The sequence below is a fragment of the Enterobacter cloacae complex sp. P13B genome (genome assembly GCF_014895915.1).
Classification (GTDB): Bacteria; Pseudomonadota; Gammaproteobacteria; order Enterobacterales; family Enterobacteriaceae; genus Enterobacter; species Enterobacter bugandensis.
This window is the reverse complement of record NZ_JADBQN010000006.1, coordinates 46,736-64,812: the sequence shown is the minus strand read 5'-3', so window position 1 is coordinate 64,812 and position 18,077 is coordinate 46,736. Positions and strand designations below refer to the sequence as shown.

The window sequence follows — 18,077 nt, the reverse complement described above, 5'->3', positions numbered from 1 at the left end:
GTCCGTTTATTGCCCAATCCTTTGAATTTATCCGCGCGGGGCGTTGCCAAAGACGCTATAGTCCGGGAGCTGTACCTGCTGATACGGCTCCCAGCCGCCGCCGAGCGCCTTGTAGAGCGCCACCAGATCGAGAGCGCTTTGTACCTGCGCCTGCGCCCGCTGCTGTTCGGCCTGCGCCAGCTGACGCTGGGCGTCCAGCACGTCGATAAAGCTGGCGATCCCCTGCCGGTAGCTGTCGCTGGCTAAATCAAAGGCGTTTTGCAGTGCGTCGATGGTTTTCGCGAGGCCCGCCTCACGCTGCTGGTCGGTGCGATAGCTCACCAGCGCGTTTTCCACATCCCCGAGCGCGGTCAGCACCGTCTGGCGATAGTCCAGTACCGCAGCGCCCTGCTGCGCGCGCGCCACCTTGACGCTGGAGACCAGTCGACCGCCCTGGAAAATCGGAATGGAAACCTGCGGGCCGAAGCTGTAGAAGTGGCTGCTCCAGTCGGTCAGCCAGCCGGATTCGCTGTTGCGCAGGCCAAACTGTCCGGAGAGGGTAAAACTCGGGAACAGCTCGGCCACCGAGACGCCAATCTGAGCCGTGGCGGCATGAAGGTTGGCCTCCGCTTCGCGCACGTCCGGACGGCGGCGCGCCAGCGTGGACGGTATACCAGTCTGCACGATATCCGGCAGCGCGGGCATTGGCTGCGCGGATTGCAGCTCGCTATCCAGCGCCCCCGGCGGCTTGCCGAGCAGAATAGCCAGCCCGTTCATCGCCTGGCGTTCCTGGGCCTGATACTGCGGCAGCTGCGCTTCAAGATTGCCCAGCTGCGCCCGGGCGTTTTCCACGTCCATCTGCGGTGACAGCCCGCCGCGCTGGCGGCTTTCGGTCAGGTCCAGCGTCTGCTGCGCGCTTTTAATCTGTGTGTTCAGGGTAGCGATAATGCTCTGCGCCCCGCGCAGCTGGAGCCACGCGCGCGCCACTTCCGCTTCCAGCGACACCAGCGCATCGTTACGCTGTTCGATGGCGGCCTTCTGCTGCGCCTCGGCGGCTTCCACCTGACGGCGCACCTTGCCCCAGAGGTCGATTTCCCACTGGGCGTCGAAGCTGCCCTGATAAAGGTTAATCGGCTGCGTCAGCGGCCCCAGCGCGCCTCTGAGTTCAGGGTCGACATTATCCAGCTGGTCGTACACGCCGTGGGATTTTAGCTCCCCTTCCAGCCCGAGCTGCTGGCGCGTCGCCTGCAGATTGCCGTTCACCGACGGGAAAAATGCCCCGCCCGCCTGGTTAATCTGTTCACGCGCCCCGGCAATGCGCAGTACCGTTTGCTGCAGCGTCAGGTTTCCGGCGATGGCGCGTTCAACCAGACTGTCGAGCTGCGGCGAGCCGAAGGTTTTCCACCAGCGCGGATTGGTCGCGGCGGAGGTGGTTTGCGATTTTACCGCGCTGTCGCCCTTATCGTTCCAGTGCGTAACGGCGGGTGGCGCAGGCTGCTGGTAGTCCGGCCCGACGGCGCAGCCCACCAGCAGCATCATTATCATCAGGGGGTGTAAACGTCTGTGTATCATCAGTGTGCTCCTGCACTCCCCTCGCTCTTAACCGGCGAGAGCAACAAACAAAACGGAATCAATAGCAAGGCCACGGCGCTCAGAATGGTGAAGACGTCGATGTAGGCCAGGAAGCGGGACTGCTCGATCATCGTCTGGTACATCCGCCCGGTGGCAATCCCGGTCGGATCGCCCACCTGGGTGGTGAAGTTCTGGATCGCCTGGGCGCTTTCGCGAATCGCCAGCTGGAACTGCTCGTTAAACGGCGAGGCGTGGTAGGCAAGGTGTGCGCTGTGCGCCTGCGCGCGCTCGGTGATGGCCGCCGTCGAGAGTGAAATCCCGATGGATCCCGCCACGTTGCGGAACATGGTAAACAGCGCCGCCGCATCGGCGTTGAGCCGTCTCGGTATCGAGATGAAGGCGATGGTGGTGAGCGGCACAAACAGGAACCCCAGACCAATCGACTGGGCGCTGCGGAACAACACCAGGGTTTCGAAGTCAATATCCGGCGTCAGCGTGCGCGACCAGAAGAACGACACCGCCAGGCAGGTAAAGCCAAAGGCGATGATCCAGCGCGTCTGCACCACCGGCATCAGCTTCAGTACCAGCGGGATGGTCAGCACGATCAGCACCGCGCCGGGCGAGAGCACCAGCCCGGACCAGGTCGCGGTATAGCCCAGATCCTGCTGCGCCAGCTGCGGGATCACCACCGAACTGCCGTACAGGATCATCGCCATTCCCGCCATCAGCAGGCTGGAGATCGCGAAGTTGCGGTCCTTCATGCAGTGCAGATCCACCACCGGCTTTTTGGCATACATCAGCCAGTAGATTGCGCCGATAATGCCGACCAGCGTCAGCACCGCGAAGGTGCGGATAAAGTTCGAGTAGAACCAGTCGTCATCCTCGCCCCGGTCGAGCATCACCTGCAAACAACCCAGACCGAGGGCGATCAGGCCGATCCCCGTCCAGTCGATGGTCAGCTTCTCTTTTGATTTGCTCTCCCACGGCGGATCTTCCAGCAGCTGGTAGATCGCCAGCACCGTCACAATCCCCACCGGGATGTTGATAAAGAACACCCAGCGCCAGGAGTAGTTGTCGGTGATCCAGCCCCCCAGCGTCGGGCCGAGCACCGGCGCGACGATAATCGCAATGGAGGAAAGCCCAAACGCTTTGCCCCTGTCCTCCGGCTTGAAGTAGTCAAGCAGCACCGACTGCTGGGTGGGCTGCAACCCGCCGCCAAAGAAGCCCTGCATCACGCGGAACAGGATGATTTGCCACAGCTCGGTGGCGATGCCGCACAGGAACGAGCAGATGGTGAACATCACGATGCAAATGAGGAAGAACTGCTTGCGGCCAAACAGCCGGCTCAGGAACGCCGAGATGGGCAGCACGATGCCGTTCGCCACCAGGTAGCTTGTCAGTACCCAGGTGGATTCGTCGTAGCTGGCCGAGAGCGACCCCGCCACGTGCGGCAGCGCGACGTTGACGATGGTGGTGTCCAGAATTTCCATGAACACCGCCAGGGTGACGACAATCGCCACCGCCCACGGGTTACTGGCGGGCTTCCAGTTATCGTGGCTATGATCCGTCATTCCACGGTGACCTTCGGTTCAACCGACAGCCCCAGCGGCAGCGGCTTGTTCGGATCCAGACCTTTATCAATGACGATTTTTACCGGTACGCGCTGAACAATCTTCACGAAGTTACCGGTGGCGTTTTCCGACGGGAAGGCGGAGAAGCGCGAGCCGCTGCCCTGCTGGATGCTGTCGATATGGCCTTCAAGCTCCATATCAGGCCAGGCATCCACGGAGACGCTAACCTTATCGCCGGGCTTCATGCGCTCAAGCTGGGACTCTTTAAAGTTCGCCACCACCCACACGTTCGGGGAGACCAGCGAGAACAGCGCGGTGCCCGCCTGAACCAGCGTGCCGGGCTGCACGTTGCGTTTGGTGACAAAGCCGTCGAACGGGGCGCGGACTTCGGTGTAAGAGAGGTTCAGATTCGCGGTTTCCAGCTGCGCTTTGGCCTGTTCGACCTGACGCTCGCGGGCTTCGACGTTGGTCTCCTGCTGGCGGATTTGCAGCTGTACCTGCTCCGCCACTTCCAGCTGCGCCTGTGCGCTGGCAAGGCCAGCCTGGGCGCTGCGCAGCTGAGCGTTAGCAGAATCAATACTTTGCTGGGTGGTCGCGCGCGGGTCGACGCCGCGCTGGCGGCGGTATTCCGCCTGCGCGTTCGCCAGATCGGCCTGCGCTTTCAACACCTGCGCTTTGGCTTCGTCACGCTGGGCGGGATACTGCACTTTTGAGAGCGCCAGCTGCGCCTGGGCCTGATGCAGCTGCGCGATAGCCAGCCCAAGCTGAGCCTGAGCCTGATCGCGCTGGGCGGTGGTATCGCGAGGATCGATCACTACCAGCACATCCCCTTTCTTCACGCGCTGGTTATCCCGCACGCGAAGCTCGGTAACGTAGCCCGCCGTTTTGGGGGCAATGGTCACCACGTCGCCGTCGGTAAAGGCGTCGTCGGTGGTCTCTTCGTTGCGGGTTAAAAACCACCAGACCAGCGCCACGATCACCATCACGATGACCACGATGCCAAGGATAATTAACGGTTTTTTGCCCGGGCGTTTACGCTCGTTATTGTTTTTATCCTGCTCGTCAGCAGGTGGATTTTGTTCTTCTGCCATAATTCAGCAACGGTCCTGTCAGTGAGCGGCATCACACTATGCCGTTCACTAAAGCTAGGACGTTGCTATACATTTGCCAGGAAAAACTGACAAATTGCGCACTATATGAGAAGGAATAGTCCGAAACCGATCGCCGCAGCCCAGAGCAGCATCGGGATCGACCAGAGGTGGAAGCGCCACCAGATGCGACGGTCGTTGGCCATGCGCAGGGCGATCAGGTTTGCCAGGGAGCCGGGCAGCAGCCCAAACCCACCGATGTTCACCGCCCAGGCCAGCAGCGTGTCCGGCGGAACGTAGTTGAGCAGCAGAATGGTGGCAGGCACGTTGCTGATAAACTGCGACAGGCCAATCGCCGTCAGCCACAGCCCCGGCTGCGACAGCGTGCTGACGCTGTGCAGAACGTTTTGCAGCACCGGAAGCTGAATAAGCAGATGCACGTCGATGAACATCGCCATAAAGACCAGCAGCAGCGTCCAGTCCACGCTCACCAGCACGCGCCGCGCCAGCACGACAAAGCCCGCGGCGACGAGCAGGACGCCCGCCAGCTCATACTTCAGCTCCAGGGCGAACAGAAAGACGATATATAATCCGAGGCAGCTCCACACCAGCCGCGGCTGCCACTGCGGGCCCGTGGTCCCGCTATGGTATTGCAGCTTTTTATCCGGAAACGCGAACCAGCAAACCGCCAGCAGCGACAGCATCATCACCAGCGCCAGCGGCGCCATCTGCCAGGTAAAGGCGGCGAATGACAGACCGGAACGTCCCCAGAGAAGAATATTTTGCGGGTTGCCGATGGGCGTCAACAGAGAACCGGCGTTAACGGCGAGCGCTTCAAAGATAATCAGTCTGCTGACCGGGATCTCGCAAAGCTTACGCAGGGTGAGCGTGAGGGGTACAATGATAAACAGCGCCACATCGTTGGTCAGAAACGTCGACAGCACCGCGGCGGAGAACACCATAAACAAGGCCAGCCTGCGCTCGGTGGCAAAACGACGCACCATTTTACGCCCCAGGACGTCAAAATAGCCGCTCAGCTCGACCCCTTTGGTCAGCATCATTAACCCACTCAGGGTGATGATGGTGCGCCAGTCAATCGCCGCAGACCAGGCGTGTGGCGCAAACGGCACAAACAGGCTTAACCCGGCGCCAATGATTAATAAGAGATGGAAGAAACGATCGCGTGACAGGGCCTGCAGTCCAGGGATTTTCATTCAGCGGAGGGACCATATTTAAGGGTAAATTCGCGAAACTTCACCAGCGTCTCTTCGCTAACGTGGTGCTCCATTCCTTCCGCATCCCGACGGGCAATTTCCGGGCTGACGCCCAGCACCAGCAAAAAGTTCTCGACAAGCTGATGGCGCTCGCGGCTCTCCTGCGCAAGCTTCTCCCCTTCCGGCGTCAGAAACACGCCGCGCCAGGGGATCATTTCGATCAGGCCTACCGAGGCCAGACGTTTTAACATTTTGGCGACCGTTGGCTGCGAAACCCCCAGCCTGGCGGCCATATCGACCTGACGCGCTTCCCCAACCTCGCGGATCAGATCGGAAATCAGTTCAACATAATCATCAATCAGTTCACGCCGGTGCGCTTCACGGACCTGGCGAAAACCTTCGACATGTTCTTCAACATTCACCAGTTGCGTCGTTTTTTTAATGGCTGGCTTACCTGCGCGACGGTTCATTGTACTTCCTCATTGGGGTGACGCTTCCAGCGCCCGGTATCGAGAGCGCACATTGTAAACCATCCCTCCACAAGCACAAAAAATTAACGAAATAGCCATAGCTATACAATATAGCCTGTGCTATATCTGTATGTAATGCAGTCACCCTTCACGGATCGAAGGGATCAAACATCAGGAGGTCTCATGAACGAATTCAAGAGGTGTATGAACGTGTTTACCCACTCTCCTTTTAAAGTGCGCTTAATGCTGTTGAACATGCTGTGCGATATGTTTAACAACAAACCGCATCAGGACGACAAACCTTCCCACTAAGCGGCGTTGCGGTACGCCGCTTCATTTTTCTGTCACACTTCCGCTGTAAACTGACCAATTCCCGATAATTTTTGCGGATTTGCAGCCCCCTTCGCAAAACATCTGTTTAGCAACTGTTGACCTTAATTCACGCTCGCACTATCTTCTTGCAGCCCTGCACAATTTGCGGCTCGCTGAAGCGGACCTCTCATTCCCTTTCCACGCACTGTCCGGCAGGCTTTGACCCTTGGCGCCAGGGTGAGCACATGGCGTTTTTGTGATAGTGACCTATGAATGTAACCCTGATAGATACCATCGTTACCCGCAGCCGGGCCTTAAGCCCGTGGACGGGATTTTACTTTTTGCAGTCGCTGCTGATTAACTTTGCGCTCGGCTATCCCTTCAGCCTGCTTTATGCAGTGGCTTTCACCTGCATCCTGCATGTGCTGTGGCGAGCGGCCCCGCGCGTGCAGAAAGCGTTGGTAGGGGTCTGTTCGCTGATTGCTGCGATGTATTTCCCGTTTGGCCAGGCCTACGGCGCGCCAAACTTCAACACCCTGCTGGCGCTGCACTCCACCAATATGGAAGAGTCGACGGAGATCCTGACGATCTTCCCCTGGTACAGCTACGTCGTCGGCCTCTTTATCTTTGCGCTTGGCGTCATCGCGGTTCGTCGCAAAGCAGACGCGAAGAGATCATGGGGAAAAATGGAGTCTCTGTGCCTGGCGTTTAGCGTGGGGACGTTTTTCGTTGCGCCGGTGCAAAACCTGGCCTGGGGCGGCGTGTTCAAGCTGAAAGATACGGGCTATCCGGTGTTCCGTTTCGTTAAAGACGTCGTCGTGAACAATAAAGAGGTTCTCGACGAGCAGGCGCGCATGGCTGAACTTTCCAATATGAAAGACACCTGGAACGTGCTGGCGGTTAAGCCGAAATACCATACCTATGTGGTGGTGATTGGCGAGAGCGCACGTCGCGACGCGCTGGGCGCATTCGGCGGGCACTGGAATAACACACCGTTTGCCAGCTCTGTCAACGGCACCCTGTTTACCGATTATGTGGCGGCCAGCGGCTCGACGCAGAAATCGCTCGGCCTGACGCTGAACCGCGTGGTGGATGGCAAACCTCAGTTTCAGGATAATTTTGTCACGCTGGCCAACCGCGCCGGTTTTCAGACCTGGTGGTTCTCCAATCAGGGGCAAATTGGCGAATACGACACCGCCATCGCCAGTATTGCTAAGCGTGCTGACGAAGTGCAGTTCCTGAAGAGCGGCGACTTTGAAGCCGACAAAACCACCAAAGACGAGGCGCTGCTGAAGATGACGGCGCAGGTCTTTGCTACCCAGCGCACCCAGCCGCAGCTGATTGTTCTGCACCTGATGGGATCGCACCCGCAGGCCTGCGATCGCACTGGCGGTAAATACGCGGAGTTTGTGCAGTCGAAAGAGACCTCTTGCTATCTCTATACCATGACGCAAACCGACGAGCTGCTCAGCAAGCTTTACGATCAGCTGCGCAATACGGGCGAAAGCTTCTCTGTGGTCTATTTCTCTGATCACGGGCTGGCGTTTAAAGAGCGTGGCAAAGAAGTGCAGTATCTGGCGCACGACGACCAGTTCCAGCAGAATTTCCAGGTGCCGTTTATGGTGCTGTCGAGCGATGATAAAACGCATCGTGTTATCAAAGCGCGGCGCTCGGCGAATGATTTCCTGCAGTTCTTCTCGCAGTGGACGGGGATTAAGGCCAAAGAGATAAAAAATGATTACCCGTTTATCTCCAACAAGAAAGCGCCCCCAGTGTACGTTACCAACTTCAAGTTACAGAAAGTTGACTATAACCATCTGGGTACCGATATTTTTGATATTAAGAGTAAGTAAGCTGTGCGATCTCGTGCGGTCTGATGCCCTCACCCTGACCCTCTCCCACAAGGAGAGGGAAAAAGCTAAAAAAAAATCCGCCACATTGGGCGGATTTTTTATTAGCTCACCGAAGTGATTAGAAGCGGTAACCTACGCCCGCGATCCAGGTGCCAACGTCAACGTTGCGGATACGGCTCTGCTCATAGGAGAAGTCCAGAGCCACGTCCTGGATTGGGTTGAACTGCAGGCCTGCGCCATAGGAGAAGCCGTAGTCGCTGTTGCTTGCAGTGCGGTTCAGACCCTGGTTTTCGGTCTGCTGGAATTTACCGTAGCCAACACCTACAACACCGTAGATGCTCGCCCAGTCGTTCAGACGGTAAGCTGGACCAGCAGTGATACCGTAGTACTGACCTTTGTTGTATGCGCCGTTTTCAGTACGATCTTTCTCGGTGTAGGTGAAAGAACCGATCACGCCCAGCGGGTTGTTATCCTGCTCGTAACGATACTTCAGGTTGAAACCGTTGGTTTTGTTCATCACGCCCTGCATATCGCTCTGAGCGTAACCACCAGTTACAGTAGAAGTAGCAGCTACAGCGGTACCTGCGGAAACAGCCAGTACAGCGGCCAGTGCTGAAAGACATGCAATTTTTTTCATAACCACCTCAAATGTGCTTCAAGTAAGTCCGTAAGTTTTAAATATATCAAAAAATTTTGCGAAACTCTTTGTGATTCGTGATGTCTAATGAGGCCTTTCCTGTAACAGAACGTTTCCAACCTCAGCTAACTCTTTCAAATCACATGCGATTTTTCCTACTAAACGCCCATATTGCGCGTCTGCGCCGTTACATTCATCCAGATTATTCCTAATCTTTCAGGTGATAAATCCACCAGCGCTTAACCATTTTACGGATTTCACGGGTCTTTTTTTTCAACCTAGTCTCAACCGTAGCTGTATATTTCCTTTACACTGCAACCTTTACTCCACTTGACATTAGCTGACAGGAGAAAGGATGCCTGGGTTATCCCGCACGTCGTCGGTCTGGTTGCCGGTAGCCGTCATACTTATTGCCATGTTGTCCATCCAAAGCGGTGCTTCGCTGGCAAAATCGCTTTTTCCACTGGTGGGTGCGCCCGGGGTAACAGCCCTGCGTATCGTGCTGGGAACGGCGATACTGGTCGTCATCTTCAAACCCTGGCGTCTGCGCTTCAAAAAAGAGCAACGTCTTCCCCTGCTTTTTTATGGTCTGTCCCTCGGGGCAATGAACTATATGTTCTACCTCTCCATCCAGACCATCCCGCTGGGGATTGCCGTCGCGCTGGAGTTTACCGGCCCGCTGGCGGTCGCGCTTTTCTCGTCACGTCGTCCGGTGGATTTTATCTGGGTCGTGCTGGCCGTTCTGGGCTTATGGTTCCTGCTGCCGCTCGGCCAGAATGTCTCTGAGATTGATCTCACGGGCGCAGCGCTGGCGCTGGGAGCAGGAGCCTGCTGGGCCGTCTATATACTCACCGGGCAGCGAGCGGGTGAAGAGCATGGCCCGGCAACGGTCGCCCTGGGTTCCGTGATTGCGGCTATCGTTTTTGTGCCGATCGGTATGGCGCAGGCAACGGAGTCTATCTGGCAATGGTCAGTCATGCCCATCGGGCTGGCGGTCGCTATTCTTTCAACGGCACTCCCCTATTCTCTGGAGATGATTGCCCTGACGCGTCTGCCGACGCGCATTTTTGGCACTCTGATGAGCATGGAGCCCGCCCTTGCGGCGATCTCCGGGATGGTGTTCCTGGGCGAAACGCTGACGTTCACCCAGACGCTGGCGCTCTGCTCAATTATCGCGGCGTCAATGGGGTCAACGCTCACCATGCGCCCTGAACCTAAAGTTGAGAAAATCGACATCGGCTAATGCCATATATTCTGCATGGCTTCACGGCCATGCAGAATAAAGGCCAGAATGCCATCCGTTATAATTTCTTACATAGTTTGTCATATAACCGAAATATCCTTCCCCACCCATTCTCCTCTATGCGAATTAAGATTGATCTGTATCAATTTTAAAATTATCCATTAATTTCAATAAATTAAATTATCAACCTCCTTCTTGCTATTAAACCGATAGGCACAGCCAGACCGCAGAGAAAAAATCCGGTGCTATACTTAGTTCCGTAATTACCTGGGACATAAACATCAAGAGGATATGAGATTATGAGTACCGCTAAACTGGTGAAAACGAAAGCGTCTAATCTGCTTTATACCCGTAACGATGTATCGGATAGCGACAAAAAAGCGACCATTGAGTTGCTGAATCGCCAGGTGATCCAGTTCATCGATCTTTCGCTGATCACCAAACAGGCCCACTGGAATATGCGCGGTGCAAACTTCATTGCCGTCCATGAAATGCTGGATGGCTTCCGCACAGCACTGGTGACACACCTCGATACGATGGCTGAACGTGCCGTTCAGCTGGGTGGTGTTGCGCTTGGTACCACGCAGGTGATCAACAGCAAAACGCCGCTGAAAAGCTACCCGCTGGATATCCACACCGTTCAGGATCACCTGAAAGAGCTGGCGGACCGCTACGCGATTGTGGCCAATGACGTGCGCAAAGCGATTAGCGAAGCCAAGGATGAAGATACCGCAGACATCTTCACCGCCGCATCCCGCGACCTGGATCAGTTCCTGTGGTTTATCGAATCTAACATCGAGTAATCCATAAGACTTTCCTGTCAAACCCTCGCCTCTGGTGAGGGTTTTGCACATTTATGGTGCACAGTTTTTGCCTGAGACGGTGCAAAAGTGAATAAATTGTAATAATCACCTCACACAACCGTTAATGGAAGATTGTTTTTTCGTCAGAATTTACGCTTAATATCTCCCCGTCAGTTGACCCAAACGAAGCGCACCAAAATGGTGCTCCATGCTGGTGCAACACGACATCATTGCCACGCTTTTTGTGCAATGGATGATTTCATCCCCTTTGTAAAACAACAGCTTGTAAAGTTGGCACGATTTTTTCATTGTGCCAGTCGTTCTCGCAGGGGATCGCCCCGTGGATATAAAAGGAAATGCTATGAAGTCTGTATTAAAAGTTTCACTGGCTGCACTTACCCTGGCTTTTGCGGTGTCCTCTCAGGCTGCCGACAAACTGGTTGTGGCGACCGACACGGCGTTCGTTCCGTTTGAATTCAAACAGGGTGACAAATACGTTGGTTTTGATGTTGATCTGTGGGCCGCTATCGCCAAAGAACTCAAACTGGACTACACCCTGAAGCCGATGGACTTCAGCGGCATCATCCCGGCGCTGCAAACCAAAAACGTCGATCTGGCGCTGGCGGGCATCACCATTACCGAAGAACGTAAAAAAGCGATCGACTTCTCTGACGGCTACTACAAAAGCGGCCTGCTGGTGATGGTCAAAGCGGATAATAACGACGTAAAAAGCGTGAAAGACCTCGACGGTAAAGTGGTGGCAGTGAAGAGCGGCACCGGTTCCGTGGATTACGCGAAAGCGAACATCAAAACCAAAGACCTGCGCCAGTTCCCGAACATTGACAACGCGTATATGGAACTCGGCACCAACCGTGCTGACGCTGTTCTGCACGACACGCCGAACATCCTGTACTTCATTAAAACGGCTGGTAACGGCAAGTTCAAAGCCGTGGGCGACTCTCTGGAAGCTCAGCAGTACGGTATCGCGTTCCCGAAAGGCAGCGACGATCTGCGCACCAAAGTTAACGGCGCGCTGAAAACGCTGAAAGAGAACGGCACTTACAACGAAATCTATAAAAAATGGTTCGGTACTGAGCCTAAATAATTTTACCTGAATTCAGGTTTATAGCGCCCGGCGGCGCTCACGCTTGCCGGGCCTACATTTTTCGTTTTTCACCACGGTATACAGGAATACATCATGCAGTTTGACTGGAGCGCCATCTGGCCTGCCATTCCACTCTTGCTTGAAGGCGCTAAAATGACCCTGTGGATTTCGGTCCTGGGTCTGGTTGGCGGGTTGATTATCGGTCTTGTCGCCGGTTTCGCCCGCACCTACGGTGGCTGGATTGCAAACCACATCGCACTGGTTTTCATCGAAGTGATCCGCGGCACGCCGATTGTCGTGCAGGTCATGTTTATCTACTTCGCCCTGCCAATGGCCTTCACCGACCTGCGCATCGATCCGTTCAGCGCGGCCGTCGTGACCATTATGATCAACTCGGGCGCCTACATCGCGGAAATCACCCGCGGGGCGGTGCTGTCGATTCATAAAGGTTTCAGCGAAGCCGGTCTGGCATTAGGTCTTTCTCGTCGCGAAACGATCCGCCACGTTATTCTCCCGCTGGCGCTGCGCCGCATGCTGCCGCCGCTGGGTAACCAGTGGATCATCAGCATTAAAGATACATCGCTGTTCATCGTTATCGGCGTGGCCGAACTGACCCGTCAGGGCCAGGAAATTATTGCGGGCAACTTCCGCGCGCTGGAAATCTGGAGTGCGGTCGCCGTCGTTTATCTGATCATTACGCTGGTACTGAGCTTCGTTCTGCGCCGTCTTGAAAGAAGGATGAAAATCCTGTGATTGAATTTAAAAACGTCTCCAAGCACTTTGGCCCAACCCAAGTGCTGCACAATATCGATCTGAATATCAAGCAGGGTGAAGTGGTGGTGATTATCGGGCCTTCCGGTTCCGGTAAATCGACCCTGCTGCGCTGCATCAACAAGCTGGAAGAGATCACCAGCGGCGATCTGATCGTTGACGGTCTGAAGGTAAACGACCCGAAAGTGGACGAGCGTCTGATTCGTCAGGAAGCGGGCATGGTGTTCCAGCAGTTCTACCTGTTCCCGCACCTGACGGCGCTGGAAAACGTGATGTTTGGCCCACTGCGCGTGCGCGGTGCCAACAAAGCGGCGGCGGAAGCGCTGGCAAAAGATCTGCTGGCGAAGGTTGGCCTGGCGGAGCGTGCGCACCACTACCCTTCCGAGCTCTCCGGTGGCCAGCAGCAGCGCGTGGCAATTGCGCGCGCGCTGGCGGTGAAACCGAAGATGATGCTGTTTGATGAGCCGACGTCCGCACTCGACCCGGAGCTGCGCCACGAGGTGCTGAAAGTCATGCAGGATCTGGCGGAAGAAGGGATGACGATGGTGATCGTGACCCACGAAATCGGCTTTGCTGAGAAAGTGGCTTCCCGCCTGATCTTTATTGATAAAGGCCGCATCGCCGAAGACGGTAACCCGCAGGAATTGATCGCCAATCCGCCTAGCCAGCGTCTGCAGGAGTTCCTGCAGCACGTCTCCTGATCCCTCGCTACATACCGAGCCGGGCTTGCCCGGCTTTTTTACGCCAGATTGTTCCCAAAAACTCCCCTCCGCCTCTCGCCCTCTATACTTATCATTTTGCACGATATTTTTGTCGGAGGACGCCGTGCCGTGGATCATGCTGCTGTTGATAAGCCTGTTTAGTGCGCCATCCCTCGCCGTGGCAATCCCCGGCGTCACTACCGGAACAACTGCTACTCAGCAAAATACGCCGCCTCCGGAGCCGAATGCAGAACAAAAAAAAGCGGCCTATAGCGCACTTGCCGACGTCCTTGAGAATGACACCTCCCGGCAGGAGCTGATCGATCAGTTGAGGAAGGTGGCCGCCACGCCGCCTCAGGATCCGGTTCCGACCATTACGCCACCGCAGATCGAAGAGGAAAAGACGGTACTGGAAAACGTCACCGACATCAGCCGCCGCTACGGGGAAGCCCTGTCGTCGCGTTTTGCCCAGCTCTATCGAAATCTTGTTGGCACCTCGCATAAACCTTTTAATCCCCACACCTTCACCGCAGCCGCCACGCAGTTTGCAATTCTGGCGGGTGCCGTATTCATTTTTTACTGGCTGCTGCGCCTGTGTGCCTGGCCGCTCTACCGGAAGATGGGCCACTGGGGACGGAAAAAAAATCAGCATAAAAGCAGCTGGCTGCACCTCCCGGCCATGATTACCGGGGCGTTTATCATCGATTTACTGCTGCTGGCCCTGACGCTGTTTGTCGGTCAGGTGCTGGCGGACCGCCTCAATACGGGCAACAAAACCATTGCCTTCCAGCAGGCGCTCTTCCTGAATGCGTTTGCGCTCATCGAATTTTTTAAAGCGGTGCTGCGCGTCATCTTTTGCCCGCGCGTGCCTGAACTTCGCCCTTTCAACATCAACGACGACAGCGCGAAATACTGGGCCGTGCGGCTAAGCGTGCTCAGCGGGCTGATAGGATACGGCCTACTGGTTGCCGTGCCGATTATCTCCAACCAGGTCAACGTGCAGTTTGGCGCGCTGGCGAACGTGCTGATTATGCTCTGTATAACCGTCTGGTCTCTGTACCTTATCTTTCACAATAAAAGGGCGATCACCGAGAGTCTGCTGCATCTGGCCGACCGTTCCCTCTCTTTCTTCAGTCTGTTTATCCGCGCCTTCGCGCTGGTGTGGCACTGGCTGGCAAGCGCGTATTTTATTGTGCTGTGCTTCTTCTCGCTGTTCGACCCGGGAAACAGCCTGAAATTTATGATGGGGGCGACGTTTAAAAGCCTGGCGATTATCGGCATCGCGGCGTTTGTGTCCGGGCTGCTGTCCCGCTGGATCTCGAAAACCATCACCCTGTCGCCGCAGGTGCAGCGTAATTACCCGGAACTGCAAAAACGGGTGAACGGCTGGATGTCGGTATCGCTTAAGGTGGCACGTATTCTGACCGTCTGCGTGGCCATCATGCTGCTGCTGAACGCGTGGAGCCTGTTTGATTTCTGGAACTGGCTACATAACGGCGCAGGCGAGAAGACCGTCGATATTTTAATTCGTATCGCGCTGATTCTGTTCTTCTCCGCCGTCGGCTGGACGCTGCTGGCGAGCCTTATCGAGAACCGTCTGGTATCGGATATTCACGGCAGACCGCTCCCCAGCGCCCGCGCGCGCACGCTGTTAACCCTGTTCCGCAATGCGCTGGCGGTGATCATCAGCACCATCACCATCATGATTGTGCTATCGGAAATCGGCGTGAATATCGCCCCGCTGCTGGCAGGTGCAGGCGCGCTGGGGCTGGCGATCTCTTTCGGCTCGCAAACGCTGGTGAAGGATATTATTACCGGCATCTTTATCCAGTTTGAGAACGGGATGAACACAGGGGATCTGGTGACCATCGGGCCGCTGACCGGTACCGTGGAGCGGATGTCGATTCGTTCGGTAGGCGTGCGTCAGGATACCGGGGCATATCACATCATTCCGTGGTCATCCATCACTACCTTCGCCAACTTTGTGCGCGGGATAGGTTCCGTGGTGGCGAACTACGATGTGGACCGTCATGAGGATGCCGACAAAGCGAAGCAGGCGCTGCGGGATGCGGTGGAAGAGCTGATGGAAATGGAGGATATTCGCGGGCTGGTGATTGGCGAGCCGTCCTTTGCCGGCATCGTTGGGCTGACCAACACGGCGTTCACCCTGCGCGTGTCGTTCACCACCCAGCCTCTGAAGCAGTGGACGGTGCGCTTTGCGCTCGACAGCATGGTGAAAAAACACTTCGATCTGGCAAACGTGCGGATGCCGGTACAAACGTATCAGGTACTGCCGCCGCCCGCAGCGCCGCTCCCACCGCAGGAGCCGACGCTGTAGCCGGGTTGCCCGGTGGCGCTGCGCTTACCGGGCCTACGAAACACATTATTTGCGACGTTTGTTATCGTCCATAAACGACCAGGCGATAAAGCGGCTCTGCTTCTGGCCCTGCGCCATCTCTTTTTTCACTACTTTTACGGCACCCCCTTCGCTCAGCGCGCGGTAGAGCGGCGGCAGGTTATCCCCACGGGAAACCAGCGTCGTGAACCACTTCACCTGACGGCCAAACTGTTTGCTTTCCGCAATCATGCGCAGGATAAACGCCACTTCACCGCCTTCGCACCACAGCTCCTGCTGCTGTCCGCCGAAGTTTAGCGCGGCATCTTCTGCCTGACCGAGGTTACGGCGTTTACGCTCGCTGCCCGCGCGAGCCGCTGCCGCCGAATCATGAAACGGCGGGTTGCACATCGTAGCGTCATAGCTTTCGTTTTTATGAATTATGCCGTTGAAGATGGAAGCCGCCTCTTTCTGACGACGCAGACGAATGGAGCGGCTCAGGCCAGGGTTCGCGCTGATAATCGCCTGCGCGCTGGCAAAGGCCTCGGCGCCGATTTCGCTCCCGGTAAAGCGCCAGTGATATTCATGTACGCCAATCAGCGGGTAAATCAGGTTTGCCCCGGTGCCTATATCCAGGATGGAAGCCTGCTGCGGTACAGCGCCGTCACGATCTTCGGCAAGCAGATCGGCAAGGTGATGAACGTAATCAGCGCGGCCCGGCACAGGGGGGCAGAGAAAGCCTTCCGGAATATCCCAGTGAGCCACACCGTAAAAATGCGCCAGCAGGGCTTTGTTCAGCGTTTTCACCGCCTGCGGATCGGCAAAGTTGACGGTCGGCTCACCCGCTGGGGTCTGGACAATATAGTCCTGCAGCGCAGGGCAGCTCTGGCACAGGGCGTTCATGTCGTAGCGGCTGCGGTGGCGATTTCGTGGGTGCAATCCCGGCTTTTGGGAAGTCATGGCGTTCTCCTTTAAACAGCGGCGTAAGATACCCTGTGCTGGCCCAGCGGTAAATCTTTCTCTGCGGCGCTTAAAAAAACACCGTAAATCAAACACCTCTACGTCTATGATCTGTCAGCGAATTGTCAGTTTTTATCGTTCAAAAAATAAGCAGAACATCATCAAATATTTGCGCTAAGTCACACTCGTCAGGCTTCTAAACTTAAAGGGAATCACCTGTTGTTTCCTCATGAGGATGTGATTATGAAAAAGTACCTGACCCTTGCTGTTATCGCCGGCGCCCTGGCAACGGCTTCATTTTCTGCGATGGCCGTTCAGCCACTGAATGAAAGTACCGATACTAGCCAGCTGCATCCGGCGGGCACCGTCTCGGTAAGTCGCGCAAGTAACCTGGACGATCTGCAGAATAAACTGGCCGAAAAAGCCCGCCAGGAAGGTGCGAAAGGCTTTGTCGTGAACTCCGCTGGCGGAGATAACCATATGTACGGCACAGCAACCATCTATAAATAATTTTTTTCCTCCACAACCAGACTGCATCTGCCTGCCGGATGCAGTTCATTTCCGCTTTATCTTGATTGTTCATTTTTTAACCCCATATTAAAAACAGGGTCTAAACCGATTCAGGAGGATGCCATGGCTTCCGGTTGGGCGAATGACGACGCCGTTAACGAACAGATCAACAGTACCATTGAAGATGCGGTTGCGCGCGCTCGCGGTGAGATTCCGCGCGGCGAAAGTTTGAAGGAGTGCGAAGAATGCGGAGAGCCGATCCCGGAGGCGCGGCGTAAAGCCATTCCAGGCGTAAGGTTATGCATTGCCTGCCAGCAGGATAAAGATTCAAAAAATGCCTCACATTCAGGTTATAATCGCAGAGGATCGAAAGATAGCCAGTTACGCTGACTCTCCTTTACCTAAGTTAACCCTGCCTGCACTTACCTTTACGCTCACGGTTTTTAGCGAACCGCGTAGCAAAATGTGCCCTTCATCTTTCTTCTGTAAAGCGCATGCACAAGAAGTGTAAAGCGCTGGTTTGAATTTATTAATATTCAATAAGTTATTTGTCATTCAATTTTTTTGACTGACCACGTCAATTCTCTTCGATTTTATCACTCAGGAAAAAACGTGATACTTATCACATCGACGGAACATCGTCCCCTTAACAGAAAACACCTGCGAGAGATTAATTATGAAAACCATCAAATATGCTGTAGCTGCTGTTGCCCTGTCCGCTCTGTCTTTCGGCGCATTCGCCGTAGAGCCTGTTTCATCCACTCAGGCCCAGAGCATGAATAAAATCGGTGTGGTAAGTGCAGAAGGCGCGACCACGCTGGACGGCCTGGAAGCCAAGCTGGCTGAGAAAGCCGCTGCTGCCGGTGCAAGCGGATACACCATCACCTCCGCTAACACCAATAACAAGCTGAGCGGTACTGCGGTTATCTACAAATAATCGCCTGAAATGAATG

18 protein-coding genes are annotated in these 18,077 nt (G+C 55.6%); 11 read left to right on the top strand and 7 right to left on the bottom strand.

The features are described from left to right. Positions 1 to 27 precede the first annotated feature (27 nt). The 5 genes from IM273_RS03790 to mntR all read right to left on the bottom strand — a co-directional run bounded on the left by IM273_RS03790 (position 28) and on the right by mntR (position 5,894). The gene (locus tag IM273_RS03790; RefSeq protein WP_193050342.1) at positions 28 to 1,551 is read right to left on the bottom strand and encodes an efflux transporter outer membrane subunit; all 1,524 of its coding nucleotides are present in this window, start codon (positions 1,549 to 1,551) and stop codon (positions 28 to 30) included. Then, positions 1,551 to 3,122, bottom strand: coding sequence for a DHA2 family efflux MFS transporter permease subunit (locus IM273_RS03785; RefSeq protein WP_028012453.1), 1,572 nt, complete (start codon positions 3,120 to 3,122; stop codon positions 1,551 to 1,553). The genes IM273_RS03790 and IM273_RS03785 overlap by 1 nt, the downstream gene beginning before the upstream one ends. Further along, the gene (locus IM273_RS03780) at positions 3,119 to 4,213 is read right to left on the bottom strand and encodes an HlyD family secretion protein (protein ID WP_041910714.1); all 1,095 of its coding nucleotides are present in this window, start codon (positions 4,211 to 4,213) and stop codon (positions 3,119 to 3,121) included. The genes IM273_RS03785 and IM273_RS03780 overlap by 4 nt, the downstream gene beginning before the upstream one ends. A 101-nt stretch (positions 4,214 to 4,314) precedes the next feature. Further along, on the bottom strand, positions 4,315 to 5,424 hold the full coding sequence (locus IM273_RS03775) for an anion transporter (RefSeq protein WP_193050340.1): 1,110 nt from the start codon (positions 5,422 to 5,424) through the stop codon (positions 4,315 to 4,317). After that, positions 5,421 to 5,894, bottom strand: coding sequence for a manganese-binding transcriptional regulator MntR (gene mntR / locus IM273_RS03770; protein ID WP_028012450.1), 474 nt, complete (start codon positions 5,892 to 5,894; stop codon positions 5,421 to 5,423). The genes IM273_RS03775 and mntR overlap by 4 nt, the downstream gene beginning before the upstream one ends. Positions 5,895 to 6,077: 183 nt before the next feature. Between mntR and mntS the strand changes: the two genes are divergently transcribed. Both mntS and IM273_RS03760 read left to right on the top strand, forming a co-directional pair. After that, positions 6,078 to 6,206 (top strand): manganase accumulation protein MntS, encoded by a 129-nt coding sequence (gene mntS / locus IM273_RS03765; RefSeq protein WP_032644847.1) that lies wholly within the window; start codon positions 6,078 to 6,080, stop codon positions 6,204 to 6,206. Positions 6,207 to 6,475: 269 nt separating this feature from the next. Beyond that, positions 6,476 to 8,059 carry a phosphoethanolamine transferase gene (locus IM273_RS03760; protein ID WP_193050338.1) on the top strand — a complete coding sequence of 528 codons (1,584 nt, stop codon included), beginning with the start codon at positions 6,476 to 6,478 and terminating at the stop codon, positions 8,057 to 8,059. Positions 8,060 to 8,177: 118 nt separating this feature from the next. Here IM273_RS03760 and ompX read toward each other — a convergent pair whose 3' ends face one another. After that, a complete protein-coding gene (gene ompX / locus IM273_RS03755) occupies positions 8,178 to 8,696 on the bottom strand; it encodes an outer membrane protein OmpX (RefSeq protein ID WP_028012448.1) in 519 nt (172 codons plus the stop codon). 355 nt (positions 8,697 to 9,051) lie between these two features. On the opposite strand from ompX, the gene rhtA reads away from it, so the two are divergent. The 6 genes from rhtA to ybiO all read left to right on the top strand — a co-directional run bounded on the left by rhtA (position 9,052) and on the right by ybiO (position 15,657). Then, positions 9,052 to 9,939, top strand: a complete 888-nt coding sequence (gene rhtA, locus IM273_RS03750) for a threonine/homoserine exporter RhtA (protein ID WP_041910716.1) — start codon at positions 9,052 to 9,054, stop codon at positions 9,937 to 9,939. Positions 9,940 to 10,238: 299 nt separating this feature from the next. Continuing rightward, entirely contained in the window at positions 10,239 to 10,742 is a 504-nt protein-coding gene (dps, locus tag IM273_RS03745; protein WP_008501171.1) for a DNA starvation/stationary phase protection protein Dps, read from the top strand. Between the two features lie 361 nt (positions 10,743 to 11,103). After that, a complete protein-coding gene (gene glnH, locus IM273_RS03740; protein ID WP_014831177.1) occupies positions 11,104 to 11,847 on the top strand; it encodes a glutamine ABC transporter substrate-binding protein GlnH in 744 nt (247 codons plus the stop codon). 93 nt (positions 11,848 to 11,940) lie between these two features. Further along, positions 11,941 to 12,600 carry a glutamine ABC transporter permease GlnP gene (gene glnP / locus IM273_RS03735; protein ID WP_003858462.1) on the top strand — a complete coding sequence of 220 codons (660 nt, stop codon included), beginning with the start codon at positions 11,941 to 11,943 and terminating at the stop codon, positions 12,598 to 12,600. After that, positions 12,597 to 13,319: a glutamine ABC transporter ATP-binding protein GlnQ gene (gene glnQ, locus IM273_RS03730; RefSeq protein WP_028012446.1), complete on the top strand. Its 723-nt coding sequence runs from the start codon at positions 12,597 to 12,599 to the stop codon at positions 13,317 to 13,319. Before glnP ends, glnQ begins: the two co-directional genes overlap by 4 nt. A gap of 136 nt (positions 13,320 to 13,455) precedes the next feature. After that, the gene (gene ybiO, locus IM273_RS03725) at positions 13,456 to 15,657 is read left to right on the top strand and encodes a mechanosensitive channel protein (RefSeq protein WP_226841096.1); all 2,202 of its coding nucleotides are present in this window, start codon (positions 13,456 to 13,458) and stop codon (positions 15,655 to 15,657) included. Positions 15,658 to 15,702: 45 nt separating this feature from the next. Here the strand turns inward: ybiO and rlmF are convergent, their stop codons facing one another. Further along, positions 15,703 to 16,614, bottom strand: a complete 912-nt coding sequence (gene rlmF / locus IM273_RS03720) for a 23S rRNA (adenine(1618)-N(6))-methyltransferase RlmF (RefSeq protein WP_193050335.1) — start codon at positions 16,612 to 16,614, stop codon at positions 15,703 to 15,705. 243 nt (positions 16,615 to 16,857) lie between these two features. Here rlmF and mcbA point away from each other — a divergent pair, with 243 nt between their 5' ends. The 3 genes from mcbA (at position 16,858) to ybiJ (ending at position 18,061) form a co-directional block, all read left to right on the top strand. Further along, positions 16,858 to 17,124, top strand: coding sequence for a DUF1471 family periplasmic protein McbA (gene mcbA / locus IM273_RS03715; RefSeq protein WP_193050333.1), 267 nt, complete (start codon positions 16,858 to 16,860; stop codon positions 17,122 to 17,124). A gap of 123 nt (positions 17,125 to 17,247) precedes the next feature. Then, complete coding sequence (locus IM273_RS03710; protein WP_045259965.1) at positions 17,248 to 17,514, top strand: DksA/TraR family C4-type zinc finger protein; 267 nt, start codon at positions 17,248 to 17,250, stop codon at positions 17,512 to 17,514. Positions 17,515 to 17,800: 286 nt separating this feature from the next. Further along, complete coding sequence (gene ybiJ, locus IM273_RS03705) at positions 17,801 to 18,061, top strand: DUF1471 family protein YbiJ (protein ID WP_014883102.1); 261 nt, start codon at positions 17,801 to 17,803, stop codon at positions 18,059 to 18,061. Positions 18,062 to 18,077 lie beyond the last annotated feature (16 nt).